This is a genomic window from Streptomyces sp. NBC_01268 (assembly GCF_036240795.1).
In the GTDB taxonomy this organism is placed as follows: Bacteria; Actinomycetota; Actinomycetes; order Streptomycetales; family Streptomycetaceae; genus Streptomyces.
Genome location: NZ_CP108454.1, coordinates 1,688,914 through 1,702,998, shown reverse-complemented (window position 1 = coordinate 1,702,998; position 14,085 = coordinate 1,688,914). Strand labels below are relative to the sequence as shown.

At 72.6% G+C, this 14,085-nt stretch carries 12 protein-coding genes; 9 read left to right on the top strand and 3 right to left on the bottom strand.

Going from position 1 to position 14,085, the window contains the following annotated elements:
- The first annotated feature begins 9 nt into the window (after positions 1-9).
- The 6 genes from OG309_RS07300 (at position 10) to OG309_RS07275 (ending at position 7,489) form a co-directional block, all read left to right on the top strand.
- Positions 10-2,376: an excinuclease ABC subunit UvrA gene (locus OG309_RS07300; RefSeq protein ID WP_329419095.1), complete on the top strand. Its 2,367-nt coding sequence runs from the start codon at positions 10-12 to the stop codon at positions 2,374-2,376.
- Positions 2,377-2,613: 237 nt separating this feature from the next.
- Entirely contained in the window at positions 2,614-3,642 is a 1,029-nt protein-coding gene (gene argC, locus OG309_RS07295) for an N-acetyl-gamma-glutamyl-phosphate reductase (RefSeq protein WP_329419094.1), read from the top strand.
- Positions 3,639-4,814 (top strand): bifunctional glutamate N-acetyltransferase/amino-acid acetyltransferase ArgJ, encoded by a 1,176-nt coding sequence (gene argJ, locus OG309_RS07290; RefSeq protein ID WP_329419092.1) that lies wholly within the window; start codon positions 3,639-3,641, stop codon positions 4,812-4,814. The genes argC and argJ overlap by 4 nt, the downstream gene beginning before the upstream one ends.
- Positions 4,811-5,743, top strand: a complete 933-nt coding sequence (gene argB / locus OG309_RS07285) for an acetylglutamate kinase (protein ID WP_329419091.1) — start codon at positions 4,811-4,813, stop codon at positions 5,741-5,743. Before argJ ends, argB begins: the two co-directional genes overlap by 4 nt.
- Positions 5,740-6,945 (top strand): acetylornithine transaminase, encoded by a 1,206-nt coding sequence (locus OG309_RS07280; protein ID WP_443067547.1) that lies wholly within the window; start codon positions 5,740-5,742, stop codon positions 6,943-6,945. The genes argB and OG309_RS07280 overlap by 4 nt, the downstream gene beginning before the upstream one ends.
- A 7-nt stretch (positions 6,946-6,952) precedes the next feature.
- Entirely contained in the window at positions 6,953-7,489 is a 537-nt protein-coding gene (locus OG309_RS07275) for an arginine repressor (RefSeq protein ID WP_329419089.1), read from the top strand.
- Positions 7,490-7,538: 49 nt separating this feature from the next.
- Here OG309_RS07275 and OG309_RS07270 read toward each other — a convergent pair whose 3' ends face one another.
- The 3 genes from OG309_RS07270 to OG309_RS07260 all read right to left on the bottom strand — a co-directional run bounded on the left by OG309_RS07270 (position 7,539) and on the right by OG309_RS07260 (position 10,193).
- Positions 7,539-8,228, bottom strand: coding sequence for a L,D-transpeptidase family protein (locus tag OG309_RS07270; protein ID WP_329419087.1), 690 nt, complete (start codon positions 8,226-8,228; stop codon positions 7,539-7,541).
- A gap of 37 nt (positions 8,229-8,265) precedes the next feature.
- On the bottom strand, positions 8,266-8,871 hold the full coding sequence (locus OG309_RS07265; RefSeq protein WP_329419086.1) for a pyridoxamine 5'-phosphate oxidase family protein: 606 nt from the start codon (positions 8,869-8,871) through the stop codon (positions 8,266-8,268).
- 62 nt (positions 8,872-8,933) lie between these two features.
- A complete protein-coding gene (locus tag OG309_RS07260) occupies positions 8,934-10,193 on the bottom strand; it encodes a hypothetical protein (protein ID WP_329419084.1) in 1,260 nt (419 codons plus the stop codon).
- 210 nt (positions 10,194-10,403) lie between these two features.
- Here OG309_RS07260 and argH point away from each other — a divergent pair, with 210 nt between their 5' ends.
- The 3 genes from argH to OG309_RS07245 all read left to right on the top strand — a co-directional run bounded on the left by argH (position 10,404) and on the right by OG309_RS07245 (position 14,065).
- Positions 10,404-11,831, top strand: a complete 1,428-nt coding sequence (gene argH, locus OG309_RS07255) for an argininosuccinate lyase (protein ID WP_329419083.1) — start codon at positions 10,404-10,406, stop codon at positions 11,829-11,831.
- Positions 11,832-11,972: 141 nt separating this feature from the next.
- Complete coding sequence (locus tag OG309_RS07250; protein WP_329419082.1) at positions 11,973-12,524, top strand: TetR/AcrR family transcriptional regulator; 552 nt, start codon at positions 11,973-11,975, stop codon at positions 12,522-12,524.
- On the top strand, positions 12,524-14,065 hold the full coding sequence (locus tag OG309_RS07245) for an MFS transporter (RefSeq protein WP_443067627.1): 1,542 nt from the start codon (positions 12,524-12,526) through the stop codon (positions 14,063-14,065). The genes OG309_RS07250 and OG309_RS07245 overlap by 1 nt, the downstream gene beginning before the upstream one ends.
- Positions 14,066-14,085 lie beyond the last annotated feature (20 nt).

Sequence of the window (14,085 nt, the reverse complement as noted above, 5' to 3'; positions counted from 1 at the left end):
GACGAGACGATGAGCAAGGCCAGCGCGCCGCACGCCGCCGACAGCCACGAGGTGATCCGCGTGCTCGGCGCGCGCGAGAACAACCTCAAGGACGTCAGCATCGAGATCCCGAAGCGCCGCCTCACCGTCTTCACCGGTGTCTCGGGTTCGGGCAAGAGCTCGCTGGTCTTCGACACGATCGCCGCGGAGTCGCAGCGGCTCATCAACGAGACGTACAGCGCCTTCGTGCAGGGCTTCATGCCGACCCTGGCCCGCCCGGAGGTCGACGTCCTCGACGGGCTGACCACCGCCATCACCGTCGACCAGCAGCGGATGGGCGCCGACCCGCGCTCCACGGTCGGCACCGCGACCGACGCCAACGCCATGCTGCGCATCCTCTTCAGCCGCCTCGGCAAGCCGCACATCGGCCCGCCCGGCGCCTACGCCTTCAACGTCCCCTCGGTCAGGGCGAGCGGCGCGATCACCGTCGAGCGCGGCGACAAGAAGACGGTGAAGGCGACCTTCCACCGCACCGGCGGCATGTGCACGCGCTGCGAGGGCCGCGGCAGCGTCACCGATCTCGACCTCACCCAGCTCTACGACGGCGCGAAGTCACTCGACGAGGGCGCGCTCACCATCCCCGGCTACAAGCCGGGCGGCTGGAACTACCGCCTGTACAGCGAGTCCGGCTTCTTCCCCGCCGACAAGCCGATCGGCAGGTTCACGAAGAAGGAGCTGCACGACTTCCTCCACCACGAGCCGGTCCGGATGAAGATCGCGGGCATCAACATGACCTACGAGGGTCTGGTCCCGCGGATCCAGAAGTCGATGCTCGCCAAGGACAAGGAGGGCATGCAGCCGCACATCCGGGAGTTCGTGGACCGGGCGGTCACCTTCACGGCCTGTCCGGAGTGCGAGGGGACGCGGCTCAGCAAGGAGGCCCGGGCGTCGAAGATCAAGCGGGTCAGCATCGCCGACGCCTGCGCGATGCAGATCAGCGACCTGGCGGAGTGGGTGCGCGGCATCGAGGAGCCCTCGGTGGCGCCGCTGCTCACCGCGCTCCAGCAGACGCTGGACTCGTTCGTCGAGATCGGTCTCGGCTACCTCGCGCTCGACCGGCCCTCGGGCACCCTGTCGGGCGGCGAGGCGCAGCGGGTCAAGATGATCCGGCACCTCGGCTCCTCGCTCACCGACGTCACGTACGTCTTCGACGAGCCGACCACGGGGCTGCACCCGCACGACATCCAGCGCATGAACGACCTCCTGCTGCGGCTGCGCGACAAGGGCAACACGGTGCTGGTCGTCGAGCACAAGCCCGAGGTCATCGAGATCGCCGACCACGTCGTCGACCTCGGCCCGGGCGCAGGCACGGCGGGCGGCGCGGTCTGCTTCGAGGGGACGGTCGCGGGGCTGCGGAAGAGCGGCACGGTCACCGGCCGCCACCTCGGCGACCGGGCCTCCCTGAAGGACGAGGTGCGGGAGCCCACCGGCGCGCTGAAGATCCGCGGTGCGCGGACGCACAACCTGAAGGGCGTCGACGTCGACGTGCCGCTCGGGGTGCTGACCGTCGTGACGGGCGTGGCGGGTTCGGGCAAGAGCTCGCTCGTGCACGGGTCGATCCCCGCCTCCGACGGGGTGGTCTCGGTGGACCAGGGCGCGATCCGGGGCTCCCGCCGCTCCAACCCGGCGACGTACACGGGGCTGCTCGACCCGATCCGCAAGGCCTTCGCCAAGGCCAACGACGTCAAGCCGGCGCTGTTCAGCGCCAACTCCGAGGGCGCCTGTCCGACCTGCAACGGCGCCGGGGTCATCTACACCGACCTCGGGATGATGGCGGGCGTCGCCACGACCTGCGAGGACTGCGAGGGCAAGCGGTTCGACGCCTCGGTGCTCGAGTACCGCCTCGGCGGCCGGGACATCAGCGAGGTGCTCGCGATGCCGGTCAGCGAGGCCGAGCGGTTCTTCGGCGCGGGCGAGGCGCGGACCCCGGCCGCGCACAAGATCCTCGAACGCCTCGCCGACGTCGGCCTCGGCTACCTGACCCTCGGGCAGCCGCTGACGACGCTCTCCGGCGGCGAGCGCCAGCGGCTCAAGCTGGCGACCCACATGGCGGACAAGGGCGGCGTGTACGTCCTCGACGAGCCGACAGCCGGCCTCCACCTGGCCGACGTCGAGCAGCTCCTCGGCCTGCTCGACCGCCTGGTCGACTCGGGCAAGTCCGTCATCGTCGTCGAGCACCACCAGGCGGTCATGGCGCACGCCGACTGGATCATCGACCTCGGCCCGGGCGCCGGCCACGACGGCGGCACGATCGTCTTCGAGGGCACGCCCGCCACCCTCGTCGCCACCCGCTCCACGGTCACGGGCGAGCACCTGGCGGCGTACGTCGGCGCCTGACCCGCCTCGCGCGTCCGACCCGCACGGCACGGCCGGCCCCGGAACCTTCCGGGGCCGGCCGTGCCCGTCGGCATCTGACCCAGAGCACGATGATGTCCGGGCGCTCCTGGCTGAAGGGACGGACAGGGACGCGCAATAGGTCTAGGCCAATGCGTCAAGTCGAGCGGCCCCCCTGTCGAGGCTTTGCATAAAACTGCGGCTGTGCGTATAGTCATGCCATCCATGAGGAGGGTTTCGATGACGGTACGAGCAGCGGTCGCCGGTGCGAGCGGATACGCGGGCGGAGAGCTCCTGCGTCTCCTCCTCGCGCACCCCGAGGTCGAGATCGGGGCCCTGACCGGCCACTCCAACGCGGGCCAGCGCCTCGGCGGCCTCCAGCCGCACCTGCTGCCGCTCGCCGACCGGGTGCTCGCCGAGACGAACGCCGAGGTCCTCGCCGGGCACGACGTGGTGTTCCTCGCCCTGCCGCACGGGCAGTCCGCCGCCGTCGCCGAACAACTCGGGCCGGACGCGCTGGTGGTCGACATGGGCGCCGACTTCCGGCTCCGGGACCCCGCCGACTGGGAGACCTTCTACGGCTCCCCGCACGCCGGCACCTGGCCCTACGGCCTCCCCGAACTGCCGGGTGCCCGCGCCGCGCTGGAGGGGTCCAAGCGCATCGCGGTGCCCGGTTGCTACCCCACCGCCGTCTCGCTCGCCCTCTTCCCGGCGTACGCGAACGGGCTCGCCGAGCCCGAGGCCGTCGTCGTCGCCGCCTCCGGCACCTCCGGCGCCGGCAAGGCCGCCAAGCCGCACCTCCTGGGCTCCGAGGTCATGGGCAACATGTCCCCGTACGGCGTCGGCGGCGGCCATCGGCACACCCCCGAGATGATCCAGAACCTCAGCGGGCCGGCGGGGGAGCGGGTCACCGTCTCCTTCACGCCCACCCTCGCGCCGATGCCCCGCGGCATCCTCGCCACCTGCTCGGCCACCGCCCGGCCCGGCGTCACCGGCGAGACCCTGCGCGCCGCGTACGAGAAGGCCTTCGCGGACGAGCCGTTCGTCCACCTGCTCCCCGAGGGGCAGTGGCCGGCCACGGCCTCCGTCCACGGTTCCAACGCCGTTCAGATCCAGGTCGCCCACGACCCGGCCGCGAACCGGATCATCGCCATCAGCGCCATCGACAACCTCACCAAGGGCACCGCCGGCGGTGCGGTGCAGAGCATGAACATCGCCCTCGGCCTCCCCGAGGCGACCGGACTTTCCACGATTGGAGTCGCTCCGTGAGCGTCACCGCAGCGAAGGGATTCACGGCCGCGGGCATCGCGGCCGGGATCAAGGAGAACGGCAACCCGGACCTGGCCCTCGTGGTCAACACCGGGCCCCGCCGCGCCGCCGCGGGAGTCTTCACCTCCAACCGCGTCAAGGCCGCCCCCGTCCTCTGGTCCCAGCAGGTCCTCGCCGACGGCGAGCTGACCGCCGTCGTCCTCAACTCCGGCGGTGCCAACGCCTGCACGGGCCCCCAGGGCTTCCAGGACACCCACGCCACCGCGGAGAAGGCCGCCGAGGTCCTCGGCATCGGCGCCGGCGAGGTCGCCGTCGCCTCGACCGGACTCATCGGCGTCCTGCTCCCCATGGACAAGCTGCTGCCGGGCGTCGAGAAGGCCGCGGGCGAGCTCTCCGCGCACGGCGGCGAGAAGGCCGCCATCGCCATCAAGACCACCGACACCGTCCACAAGACGGCCGTGGTCTCCTGGGGGTCCCCCCGGACGGAGTCTGGGGGAGGCTGGACGGTCGGCGGCATGGCCAAGGGCGCGGGCATGCTCGCCCCCGGCCTCGCCACCATGCTCGTCGTCCTCACCACCGACGCCGACGTCGACGCCAAGGGCCTGGACGCCGCCCTGCGGCAGGCCACCCGGCTCACCTTCGACCGGGTCGACTCCGACGGCTGCATGTCCACCAACGACACCGTGCTCCTGCTCGCCTCCGGCGCCGCCGGAGTCACCCCCGCGCAGGACGCGTTCGCCGAGGCGGTACGGGAGGTCTGCGACGACCTCGCCCGCCAGCTGATCGGCGACGCCGAGGGCGCCAGCAAGGACATCCGCATCGAGGTGATCAACGCGGCCACCGAGGACGACGCCGTCGAGGTCGGGCGCTCCATCGCCCGCAACAACCTCCTCAAGTGCGCCATCCACGGCGAGGACCCCAACTGGGGCCGGGTGCTCTCCGCGATCGGCACCACCTCCGCCGCCTTCGAGCCCGACGAGCTCAACGTCGCCATCAACGGCGTCTGGGTCTGCCGCAGCGGCTCCGTCGGCGAGGACCGCGAGCTCGTCGACATGCGCTACAGGGAGGTCGTCATCACCGCCGACCTCGCCGCCGGGTCCGAGTCCGCCGTCATCTGGGCCAACGACCTCACCGCCGACTACGTCCACGAGAACAGCGCGTACTCCTCATGAGCGGCTCCACGAACGAGTCCACGAACTCGGCCCGCAAGCACACCGCGCTGCCCAAGGCGCAGACCCTCATCGAGGCGCTGCCCTGGCTCACCCGCCACCACGGCAAGACCGTCGTCATCAAGTTCGGCGGCAACGCCATGATCGACGACGAGCTCAAGGCGGCCTTCGCCCAGGACGTCGTCTTCCTGCGCCACGCCGGCCTCAAGCCGGTCGTCGTGCACGGCGGCGGCCCGCAGATCAGCGCCGCCCTCGACCAGGCCGGACTCGTCAGCGAGTTCAAGGCCGGCCTGCGGGTCACCACCCCCGAGGCGATGGACGTCGTGCGGATGGTGCTCGCCGGGCAGGTCCAGCGCGAGCTCGTCGGGCTGCTCAACCAGCACGGCCCGCTCGCCGTCGGCCTCACCGGCGAGGACGCCCGCACGATCACCGCCACCAAGCACCGGCCCGTGATCGAGGGCGAGCGGATCGACATCGGCCGGGTCGGCGAGATCACCGCCATCGACACCGGCGCCATCCAGGCCCTCCTGGACGACGGCCGGATCCCGGTCGTGTCCTCCATCGCCCGCTCCCAGGACGACGATCATGTCTACAACGTCAATGCTGATACGGCGGCTGCGGCACTCGCTGCGGCGCTGGGCGCCGAGACCCTGATGGTCCTGACCGACGTCGAGGGCCTCTACGAGGACTGGCCGAACAGCGACGAGGTCATCAGCCGGCTCACCGCGACCCAGCTGGAGAAGCTGCTGCCCGAGCTCTCCAGCGGGATGGTGCCCAAGATGGAGGGCTGTCTGCACGCCGTGCGCAACGGGGTCACCACGGCCCGCGTGATCGACGGCCGGGTCCAGCACTCGATCCTGCTGGAGATCTTCACGGACGAGGGAATCGGCACGATGGTCGTGCCCGACGCGACCACGGGGGAGACGTCATGACGCAGGTGAGCAACGCCGGACTGACCCAGCGGTGGCGGGACGCGCTGATGGACAACTACGGCACGCCCCGGCTGCCGCTGGTCCGCGGCGAGGGCGCCCGCGTCTGGGACGCGGACGGCACCGAGTACCTCGACTTCGTCGGCGGCATCGCCGTGAACGCCCTGGGCCACGCCCACCCGGCGGTCGTCGAGGCCGTGTCCCGGCAGATCGCCTCCCTCGGGCACGTCTCCAACCTGTTCGTCGCCGAGCCCCCGCTCGCGCTCGCCGAGCGGCTGCTCCAGCTCTTCGGCCGCCCCGGCAGGGTCTTCTTCTGCAACTCCGGGGCCGAGGCCAACGAGGGCGCCTTCAAGCTGGGCCGGCTCACCGGCCGCCCGCACATGGTCGCCACCGGCGGCGGCTTCCACGGGCGCACCATGGGCTCCCTCGCCCTCACCGGCCAGCCCGGCAAGCAGACCCCGTTCCTGCCGTTGCCCGGGGACGTCACACATGTGCCGTACGGGGACGTCGAGGCGCTGCGCGAGGCGGTCACCGAGGAGACGGCCTTCGTGATCATCGAGCCCATCCAGGGCGAGAACGGCGTCGTCGTGCCGCCCGCCGGCTACCTCAGGGCCGCCCGCGAGATCACCCGCGCCACCGGCACCCTGCTCGTCCTCGACGAGGTCCAGACCGGCATCGGCCGCACCGGGAACTGGTTCGAGCACCAGGCCCACGACGGCGTCGACCCCGACATCGTCACCCTGGCCAAGGGTCTCGGCGGCGGCCTCCCCATCGGCGCGACCGTCGCCTTCGGACCCGCCGCGGAGCTGTTCACGCCCGGCCACCACGGCACCACCTTCGGCGGGAACCCGGTCGCCTGCGCCGCCGGCCTCGCCGTCATCGACACCCTCGCCGCCGACGCGGCGCTCGACGAGGTCAAGCGACTCGGCGAGAAGCTGCGCGACGGAATCGAGTCCCTGGGCCACCCGTTGGTCTCCCATGTCCGTGGTGCGGGCCTCCTGCTGGGTATCGTGCTCACCGAGCCCGTCGCGCCGCAGGTGCAGCAGGCGGCTCAGGACGCCGGTCTCCTGGTGAACGCGCCCGCCCCCGATGTCGTACGGCTGATGCCGTCGCTCGTCATCGGCGATGCCGAGGTGGACGTGTTCCTCCGGGCCCTGCCCGGCGTCCTGGACGTGGTGAACGGGGAAGGACGAACCGGAGAATGAGACGACGATGACCGACGCGCAGGAGAACGAGCACGGCGGGCCGTCCGTTCCGCAGACCCGCACCGCACGCCACCGCAGGATCGTCGACATCCTCAACCGGCAGCCGGTGCGGTCGCAGAGCCAGCTCGCCAAGCTCCTCGCGGACGACGGACTGAGCGTCACCCAGGCGACGCTCTCCCGGGACCTCGACGAGCTCGGCGCCGTGAAGATCCGCAATACCGGCGGGGAACTGATCTACGCCGTGCCCAGCGAGGGCGGCTTCCGCACCCCGCAGGCCCCGCTCGGCGAGTCCGCCAAGGAGGAGCGGATGCGCCGCCTCTCCGGCGAGCTGCTGATCTCCGCGGAGGCCTCGGCCAACCTGGTGGTGCTCCGCACCCCGCCGGGCGCCGCGCAGTTCCTGGCGTCGGCCATCGACCAGGCCGAGCTCCACGCGATCCTCGGCACGATCGCGGGCGACGACACCCTGCTGCTCATCTCCCGCGACCCGGCCGGCGGACAGGCGCTCGCCGACCACCTGCTGCGCCTGGCGCAGAAGGACCGCTGAGCACTCCCCGGGCCGTGTCTGACCCGACCCGGGAAGTGCCCGACAGGTCCTAGTACCGCGTGATCGCCGTCGGCCCGCCCCGCGTGCCGACGGCGATGTGCGGTCGGCGGACCGGATCGGCCCAGGCCAGCACCCGGCGCATCGCGCCCTCGGGGACCGACACGCAGCCGGCCGTCGCCCCGCGCCCGTTCACGTGCAGGAAGATCCCGGCGCCGCGCCCGCGCACCGGCCGGTCGTAGTTGAAGCCGATGACCAGGGCGTACGCGTACTGCGTCCGGTACGAGACGAGATGCTCGGCCTCGGTGGCCCGGCAGTCCCCGGGCAGCCCCTCCACCCAGCGGTTGTACGCGCGTGAGGCGTTGTCCTGGCACCACCAGGAGCGGTCGGTGACCCGGGCGTAGGCGTACGCCGTCCCCGCCGGCGCCCGCTGCACGCCGAAGGCGTACGGCAACCGGTACAGGCCGGTGGGCGTGGTCCGGGTGCCCTGCCGGCGCCCCGCCCCCTCGGCGAGCCCCTTCGCGCCGAACCGCGCGGGCGCGGACCCGACCCGCACCCACCGCCCGCCGCGCCGGTCCCACCAGGTCAACGTGCCGGTGGTGGCGCCGGTGCCGGGCGCCTCGGCGGTGATCAGCTGCGAACCGCCCCCGGTGTCCGCCATCCGCTCGGGAAGCGGCGCCGGAACGGTGTGCGGGGCGGTCAGGGCGGCGCCGAGCGCGCCGAGCGCGAGAAGGAGTCGCATGGCGCGACGCTAGGCGCCGGTCCCGGACCCCGCCAGGCTAGCGAGCCGACCGGGGGAGCGGCGGCAGCGGGAGCTCCAGCGCGGGCAGCCCGTCGAGGCTCGTCGCGATGTGCTCCTTGCCCTCGCAGTACGTGGCGAACTCCTCGTCGGTCTTGCGGTTGAAGTACTCCGCGTGCAGCTGCCGGTCCTCCTGGTAGTCCATCCGCGGGACCGCGAACCCGCAGGAGTCGCTGACCCGCCGCGCGTGCACCACGACGATGGCCCGCGCGCTGCCCTGCCCCTCGACCGCCTCGGCGGGGAAGCGTGCGAACAGCCCGCTCCAGCGCGGGTCGTCCCGGAACACGACCTCGCCGTCCCCGTGCACCCGCACCACGGTCGGCGGCCCGGAGAAGGCCGTCCACATCAGGGTGATCCGCCCGTTGCCCGGCTCGCGCAGGTGCGCCAGGGTCTCGGCGGTGCTGCCGCCGAAGTCCACGTAGGCGAGGGTCAGTTCGTCGAGGACGACGAGGGTCCCCGTCCGCCCCTTGGGCGAGAGGTTGACATGGCCGTCGCCGGAGAGCGGCGCGGTGGCCGCGAAGAAGACCGGCTGGGCCTCGATGAAGGTGCGCAGTCGCCCGTCGATGCGTTCATATGTTTTCCCCATGGCGCCATCTTCCCCGAGGCCCCGTAGGAGCGGCCGGGGCGGGGGAGGTGGGTCCGCCACCGTCACCGGCCGAGGGCCAGGTGCGTCCGGTACCGGACGACGGGATCGGGGTCCTCGGCGAGCCGCCGGGCCGTCTCCTCGTACGCCCACGAGCCGTGGTCGCGCAGCAGCCGCAGGGCGCGGATCCGGACGTGCGGGAGCCGGTCCGGCCCGGTGCGGCCCAGGAGTTCGCGCTCCGGCAGCCGGTGCGCCCACGGCGACAGGGTCCGCGCGGCCTCCCGTACGACACCCGGGGCGGGGTCGTCGAGCAGGGCCAGCAGCCGGGGGAGGTCAGTGACCTCGAACGCGCGCAGGCCCGCGACGGCCGAGCTGCGCGCCAGCGGACGCGGGTGCCCGGTCAGCGCCCACAGCACGGGGAGGTCGACGGCCCGCTCGCCGCACTCCGCGAGCCCCAGGGGTGCGCGGTCGGGCATGGTCACCGGCTCCGCGCAGGCCGCCCGGTACAGCGCGAGCGGGGCGACGCCGTCCTGGCGCAGCACCCAGCGGGCGCAGGCCCGGACGGTCCCCGACCGGTCGTACAGGTACGGCTCCGCCTCGGCGTGCCGCCCGGCCCGGCGCAGTGCGGTGACCCCGGCCGCGCGCACCCGGCCGGTGCGGGCGGTGAGCAGCAGGCCGAGCGTCTCCTCCGGGGCGTCCGCCGCCGCGGCGGCGTCGGCCGCCGTGTCCCGGACGGCCGGATCGGGGTCGGCGGAGGCCGTACGGGCCAGCTCGCGCGGTGTGAACAGGCTCCGCTCGACACCGATCCTCAGGGCGAGCCGCCGGGTGGTCCGGTCCCGGTGCGTGAACAGGGCGGTGAGGACGTCGGGGGTGGCGGTGCGCAGCCACTCCTCCAGGAGCGCGGCGCCTTCGGCACCGCGTAGCCGTCCCCGGATCCGCAGGATCACCGGAGCGGTGGCGGCGAGGGTGCCCGCGTCGGCCGAGGGCAGGGCGGCGGCCAGGACGGCCAGGGCCCGCTCCCGGACCGGCGCGGCCCAGTCGGTGGCACGGATCGCGACGAGGGGGAGCAGGGCGGGCCGGTCGGCCGCCTGCCCGAGCGCGGCCTCGCGGATCCTTCCGTCCGGGCCGCACAACGCGTGGACGAGCTCCGCCTCCGAGGGGCCGCGGTGGAACAGCGCGCCCAGGCCGCCGCCGCGCCCGGCCCGGTCGTGCGGGTCGGCGGGCGGCCGGAGCATGCCCTGGCGGATCGCCCCGCGCACGTTCTCGTCCAGGTCCGTCCAGGCCGCGGGGCGCCAGGTGTCCAGGCGGGCAAGGTAGCTCGGCATGAGCGGAGCCTAGGCCGCTCCCACCTCTCCCGCCTGCGGATTTCCACCCACCGAACCCACATTGACAAAATCATACGGAGGTCTGCATAGTTATACCCATCGCTGAGTGAGTATCGGTGAGTATCGATGAGTGGGGCAGGGGAGAACGTGACCTCGCCGGATCCCGACTCGTTCAGGCCTCGAAACCACCCGCCAGAGGAGCAATCAGCAGTGAGCAGCAACAACGGTGACGTCCGGCTCTGGGGCGGACGTTTCGCCGACGGTCCCGCCGAGGCCCTGGCGAAGCTGTCCGCGTCGGTCCACTTCGACTGGCGTCTCGCGCCGTACGACATCGCCGGCTCCCGCGCCCACGCCCGAGTGCTGCACAAGGCCGGGCTGCTGACCGAGGACGAGCTGACCCGCATGCTCGACGGCCTCGACCGGCTCGAAGCGGACGTCGCCGACGGCTCGTTCGTCGGCACGATCGCCGACGAGGACGTGCACACCGCCCTGGAGCGCGGCCTCCTGGAGCGCCTCGGCGCCGACCTGGGCGGCAAGCTGCGCGCCGGCCGGTCCCGGAACGACCAGGTCGCGACCCTCTTCCGGATGTACCTGCGGGACCACGCCCGGATCGTCGGCGGCCTGATCGCCGAACTCCAGGACGCCCTGGTCGGCCTCGCCGAGGCGCACGCGGACGTCGCCATGCCGGGCCGTACGCACCTCCAGCACGCCCAGCCGGTGCTCTTCGCCCATCACGTCCTCGCCCACGTCCAGTCCCTCTCCCGGGACGCGGAGCGGCTGCGGCAGTGGGACACCCGGACGGCCGTCTCCCCGTACGGCTCCGGCGCCCTGGCCGGCTCCTCGCTCGGGCTCGACCCGGAGGCCGTCGCCAAGGACCTCGGCTTCGAGCGGGGCTCGGTGGGCAACTCCATCGACGGCACCGCCTCGCGCGACTTCGTCGCGGAGTTCGCCTTCATCACGGCGATGATCGGGGTGAACCTCTCCCGCATCGCGGAGGAGATCATCATCTGGAACACGAAGGAGTTCTCCTTCGTCACCCTCCACGACGCCTTCTCCACCGGCTCGTCGATCATGCCGCAGAAGAAGAACCCGGACATCGCCGAGCTGGCCCGGGGCAAGTCCGGCCGCCTCATCGGCAACCTGACCGGACTGATGGCCACCCTCAAGGCCCTCCCGCTCGCCTACAACCGCGACCTCCAGGAGGACAAGGAGCCGGTCTTCGACTCCTGTGACCAGCTGGAGGTCCTGCTGCCCGCCTTCACCGGCATGATGGCCACGCTCACCGTCAACCGGGAGCGCATGGAGGAGCTGGCCCCGGCCGGCTTCTCGCTCGCCACCGACATCGCCGAGTGGCTGGTCAAGCAGGGCGTGCCGTTCCGGGTGGCGCACGAGGTCGCCGGCGAGTGCGTGAAGGTCGCCGAGTCGGAGGGCAAGGAGCTCGACGAGCTGACCGACGAGCAGTTCGCCAAGATCTCCGAGCACCTCACCCCCGAGGTGCGCACGGTCCTCAACGTCCCCGGCGCCCTCGCCTCCCGCGACGGCCGGGGCGGCACGGCCCCCTCGGCGGTCGCCGCCCAGCTGGTCGAGGTCAAGGCCGACCTGGTCATCCAGCACGCCTGGGCCGACGCCAAGAAGTAGCGCGTACGCCCTCACCCCAGCAGCGCCGCCGCCTTCCGCACCCCGGAGGGCGGCGGCGCTTTCGCCATTTCCGGGGGTCGGGAATGAGTCATCAGCATCTTGCGTGAGACAATCATGTCTCATTCGGTGTATCGTCGTCTCATGTCAGTCGACCGCACCGAGGTGCTCCGCTCCGCCGCGGCCCTGCTCTCCCGCAAGGCGACCGCCACCATGGACGAGGTCGCGCGGGCAGCGGGCATCGGCCGGGCCACCCTGCACCGGCACTTCGCCGGGCGGGACGCGCTCGTCCGGGCGCTGGAGCAGATGTGCATCGAGGAGACGGAGGCCGCGCTCGACGGGGCCCGCCTCGACGAGGGCCCGGCCGACGAGGCCGTACGCAGGCTGATCGGCGCGTCGGAGTCCGTCGCCCCGCTGCTCGCCTTCCTCTACACCGAGAACCAGCTCTTCGAGGACGGGCAGCAGAACGACGGCTGGACCCGCCTCGACGACCGGCTCGCCGCACTCTTCCGGCGCGGCCAGGAGCAGGGCGTGTTCCGGATCGACCTGACCCCCGCCTGGCTCTGCGAGGCCTTCTACGGGCTCATCGGCTCGGGTGCCTGGGCCGTCGCCGACGGGCGGGTCGCCGCCAAGGACTTTCAGTACATGATCGCCGAGCTGCTGCTCGGCGGAGCACGCAGGAGCGTGGAGAAGTGATCACCGACACCGTCAAGCACGAGAGCCATATCGAGGGCGTCCGCCGCCCCGGCCGGTGGCTCGCCCTCGCCGTGCTCGTCCTGGCCGTCCTGCTCGTGGCGGTCGACGCCACGGTGCTGGGCCTGGCCACCCCGTTCCTCTCCGAGGACCTGAAGCCCTCCGGCACCCAGCTGCTGTGGATCGGTGACGTCTACTCCTTCGTCATCGCCGGTCTGCTGGTCTCCATGGGCAGCCTCGGTGACCGCATCGGCCGCAAGAAGCTGCTGCTCACCGGAGCCGTCGCCTTCGGTGCCGTCTCCGTGCTGAACGCGTACGCGACCAGCCCCGAGATGATGATCCTGGCCCGCGCCCTGCTCGGTGTCGCCGGTGCCACCCTGATGCCGTCCACGCTCGCCCTGATCCGCAACCTGTTCCACGACCCGCGCGAGCGCAGCCTCGCCATCGGCATCTGGGGCGCCATGGCCTCGGCCGGTGCCGCGGTCGGCCCGGTCGTCGGCGGATTCCTGCTCGAACACTTCTGGTGGGGCTCGGTCTTCCTCATCAACCTGCCCGTCATGGCCGTCCTGGTCCTCGTCGGCGTCAAGCTGATCCCCGAGTCGAAGAACCCGCACCCGGGTCCCTGGGACCTGCCCAGCGTCGGCCTCTCGCTCGTCGGCATGATCGGCGTCGTCTACGCCGTGAAGGAGCTCGCCGCCGACGGCGTGACCCTGGAGGTGGCCGTCGCCGCCGTCGCCGGCATCGGCGCCCTGACCTGGTTCGTGCGCCGTCAGCTCACCCTGCCGGCCCCGCTCCTGGACATGCGCCTGTTCCGCAACCGCGGCTTCTCCGGTGCCGTCCTCGCCGACCTGCTGACCATCCTGGGCCTGTCCGGCCTGGTGTTCTTCCTGTCCCAGTTCTTCCAACTGGTCCAGGGCCGCCAGCCGCTGGAGGCCGGCCTCGCCGAACTGCCGGCCGCCGTCGGCGCCGTGACGGCCGGTCTGGTCGCGGGCCACGTCGCCCGCCGGTTCTCCGTGCGGTCCGTCGTCACCGGCGGTCTCGCCGCCATCGGACTGGCCCTCGCGGCCCTGACCGCCATCAGCAAGTCCACCGACTACCCGCTGCTCGGCGCGAGCCTGCTCGTCGTCGGCGTCGGCGCGGGCCTCGCGTTCACCGTCACCGCCGACGTGATCCTGTCCTCCGTGCCGAAGGACCAGGCCGGTTCGGCGTCCGCCGTCTCCGAGACGGCCTACGAGCTGGGCGCGGCGCTCGGCATCGCGGTCCTCGGCTCGATCGTGACCGGCGTCTACCGGGGCTTCACCGCCCCGGCCGGCATCCCCGCGGACACGGCCGCCGCGGCCCACGACTCGCTCGGCGGCGCCGTCGAGGCCTCCGCGGGCCTCGCCCCGGACCAGGCCGGCGCGCTGGTCTCGGCCGCGCAGGACGCCTTCGTCGACGGCCTGCGGATCGCGGCCGGCGCCGGCGCGGCGGTCCTCCTCGCGACCGCCGTCGCGGCCTGGTTCCTGCTGAAGGGCCAGAAGCTGGCGGACGGCGTCGAGCACTGACGCGCCGGTCCGCCCACGGA